Origin of the sequence: Metabacillus niabensis (assembly GCF_902829255.1) — a bacterium.
In the GTDB taxonomy this organism is placed as follows: domain Bacteria; phylum Bacillota; class Bacilli; order Bacillales; family Bacillaceae; genus Metabacillus; species Metabacillus niabensis.
The window spans coordinates 1-3045 of sequence record NZ_CADEPK010000166.1 but is presented as its reverse complement, the minus strand read 5'-3'; the positions used below and the strand labels follow the sequence as shown (position 1 = coordinate 3045).

The following is a 3045-nucleotide window of genomic DNA, read 5'->3' as shown; positions in this document are numbered from 1 at the left end:
CTACTGTACGATTTTCTAAATAATCTTTAATTTGTTCTAATGACATATTCAATTTTCTTAAGTCGCGAATAATATTTAATTTTTGTAAATGTTCTTCTGTGTAAATGCGATAGTTATTATTTCCTCGCATAGGCACAACTAAATCAATTTCTTCGTAATAGCGCAATGTATGTGAACTTATATCATATAAATTTGCAACCTCATTTATTTTCCAATTCATTCCGATTCTCTCCATAACTTTAACTTTCTTGTTTGACCTTAGGATGACTAGAAGGTTTATACTTTAACTGTTGAAAGAAGTGTTCTTGCTTAAAGACTATTATAGTTTAAAAAAATAAAATAGAAAGTGGGATACAGATGATTAGATTTGCTACACAAAAAGATGGGAAGGAGATTGCTACCCTTTTATGGGAAATATTTGAGGATATGGAATTGTCGCTTCTTAAGAAAATTTCGAAGGACAAATTAATTGAAATGGTTGCAGAGGCAGTTTGTGATCCTACCTATCGATATGGGTTTAAACGTGGCCTAATATATGAATTAAATGGAGAAATAGCTGGCATTATTTTTGGCTATCCAGCAGCAGATGAGTTGATTATTGATGAACCGTTTAAGAAAGTCCTAATAAAATATGGCTATGATCCGAATGAAAAGCTATTTGTTGATAGAGAGGCATTCCCAAACGAATGGTATATCGATTCAATCGTCGTAAATCAGAAATACCGCGGAATGGGGATTGGTTCCATTTTACTTGAGGAAATGGGCCGAATAGCGATAGAGAAGGGATACCGTACGATTGGGCTGAATGTGGATATTGCCAATCCAAAAGCAAAGAAGTTATATTCTAGATTAGGATATAAAAAAGTCGCTAATACGGTAATAAGCGGACACCAATATGAGCATATGTGTAAATCATAAAAAATAGAAAAGAGGTATATGGGAAATACAATGAACGAGGAGATCGAAGAATATTTACAAAGTATGGGGAAAAAAGCAGTTGAATATGCGAATTCCTTTGATGTAGTCTTTACCTATTCAGAAAAGGATGTAAAGGATTTAGAAGCAATACTTGATTATTATTCAAATGATTTAAAAAATACAAAAGATAAGCCTTCAAAAAAGCAAATTTATTCAATGTCTTTAATCTGGGGAAGCTATTTAGGTGAACTCATAATAAAATATATAAATCCTAAGCTTTCCTGGGTTAAAGAGGATGTATTTGGTGATGGTGAAATCATTCATCTTCAAGACGGTGATACGAGAATTTTTCCAATCGATAAAGTATATAAGCGATTAATAAATGGAGAAGAGGACAGTATCATTTCTTTTTATGATGTCATAAAAAAATGATTGGTATGTGTCTGATTAATATATTTCCTATAATGACGGAAGTAAACCAGACACGATTATCGAAGTAACAGGGGAATTTCGTTATGAAGAATATTTACTGGTTGTAAATTGTGCGAATGATGCCCAAATGATCATTCTAAGGAAGTGAAAGCTTGTGAACATATACAAGTACATATTGAGCTTTTATTATGGAATCAATATGATTGACATAAAAAAGCAGCAAGGTGGTTGGGCAGCTCTTGCCTTTGAAGTTTCTGATGGAACAAAAAAATATTTTTTGAAAGTATATGAAAAAAGCAGAGCATCCACACGAAAATGGACTTCTCTCATTGAGCAGTATGCACCGATTTTAGTTTGGTTAAATGAAAATAGCAGGCTAAGCGGAAAAATCCCTATCCCATATATAACTAAAAACGGAAATTTCAAATGTGAAGACGAGGAAAATATTTATTTACTGTACGATTATATAAATGGCGAGACCATCGGTGATCAAGATTTAACAAAGGAGCAAATTCAACAGCTTACACAAATGATTGTTGAGCTTCACCACTATGGTGAGGAAGTAGTTTTGGATAAGCCATTGTTAAAAGAGGACTTTTCAGTTCCGTTTTTGGAACAGCTACGGTATGTTTTGAACGAAGGGAGAAGCCATTTATCACATGACGTCAAAAAGTTAATCGACAACTATAACGAGCAATTAAAGGAAGCTATCTTTAAAGTTGAACAGTTATCAAAGCTTTTGAAGGCAAGTGACTTAAAAATGGCTTTATGTCATACGGACTTACACTATTGGAATTTAATTCAATCCGAACAATTGATGTTAATTGATTGGGAAGGCCTTAAGCTTGCTCCCGTTGAAGCTGATTTGATGTTCCTTGTGGAGAAGCCATATTTCGAAGAGTTTATGGAAATTTACCAGAAAGCCCACAAGAATTATGCTATCAATGATGATGCACTAAGCTTCTATCAGGAGCGCAGAAGGCTTGAAGATATATGGGAGTTCATTGAACAGCTTTTATATGATAAGCAAGAAGGACAAGAGCGAGTAAAAACAATAAATTACTTGAAGAATGAATTGAAATGCTTGGGAGAGCACTTAAAGTAAGTAAATGTTAAACACTTATTACGGCATGTTTCACAGGGTTAGGTTTATTAAATATATGAACTATTTGTAGCTTTAAAATAATCGATCTTAGATATCCCTTTTCCCCTAAAAAACAGCAAATAAAAAACCGTTATTTTGAAAAATGTTCGATCAAAATAACTGTTATTTTTTTGATTAAATATCTATTTAGTATAATAAAGTTATGAACATAAGCTACCCTTGTTGTGAAAGTGCAATTATTTACAAAAATAATTTGATGAGTTTTAAATTTAACCAGCTCATAGTTGCAACAATAGAAAACCACGTTTGTTTTGTATGTCTAATTTTCCAACCAATATCATAAATAGTATCAGGGTCTTGAAAATTTCTTTTCCCGGCTAAATGTTTACTAAAAGATAATGGGCTTCAGCGGATAAATTTAGATGTCTGTAAGTTCATTTTTTAACCTTAATTTTTTCTATAATTTCGGCAATATATCCCGTTTCTTCTTCAATTCCTCTAATACAGCAATCTTCGAATGTTTCATCGTAATTAGATGATGCAAACAGAAAAAAGCAATTTACAAAAATAAATTAAATTGGGAGTTATTA

General features: G+C 32.4%; 5 protein-coding genes. 3 read left to right on the top strand and 2 right to left on the bottom strand.

Translation table 11 applies throughout. From position 1 onward, the window contains the following. Window positions 1-220: MerR family transcriptional regulator (locus HU235_RS12170; RefSeq protein WP_217451440.1), on the bottom strand; the 220-nt coding region annotated here is incomplete at its 3' end. Window positions 221-357: 137 nt separating this feature from the next. Between HU235_RS12170 and HU235_RS12165 the strand changes: the two genes are divergently transcribed. The 3 genes from HU235_RS12165 (at window position 358) to HU235_RS12155 (ending at window position 2455) form a co-directional block, all read left to right on the top strand. Further along, complete coding sequence (locus HU235_RS12165) at window positions 358-918, top strand: GNAT family N-acetyltransferase (RefSeq protein ID WP_174880380.1); 561 nt, start codon at window positions 358-360, stop codon at window positions 916-918. 30 nt (window positions 919-948) lie between these two features. Continuing rightward, on the top strand, window positions 949-1350 hold the full coding sequence (locus HU235_RS12160) for a hypothetical protein (RefSeq protein ID WP_174880379.1): 402 nt from the start codon (window positions 949-951) through the stop codon (window positions 1348-1350). A 154-nt stretch (window positions 1351-1504) separates the two neighbouring features. Beyond that, complete coding sequence (locus HU235_RS12155; protein WP_174880378.1) at window positions 1505-2455, top strand: aminoglycoside phosphotransferase family protein; 951 nt, start codon at window positions 1505-1507, stop codon at window positions 2453-2455. Window positions 2456-2889: 434 nt separating this feature from the next. On the opposite strand, the gene HU235_RS25530 is transcribed toward HU235_RS12155, so the two are convergent. Beyond that, a complete protein-coding gene (locus HU235_RS25530; protein ID WP_411828261.1) occupies window positions 2890-2949 on the bottom strand; it encodes a hypothetical protein in 60 nt (19 codons plus the stop codon). Window positions 2950-3045: the final 96 nt, after the last annotated feature.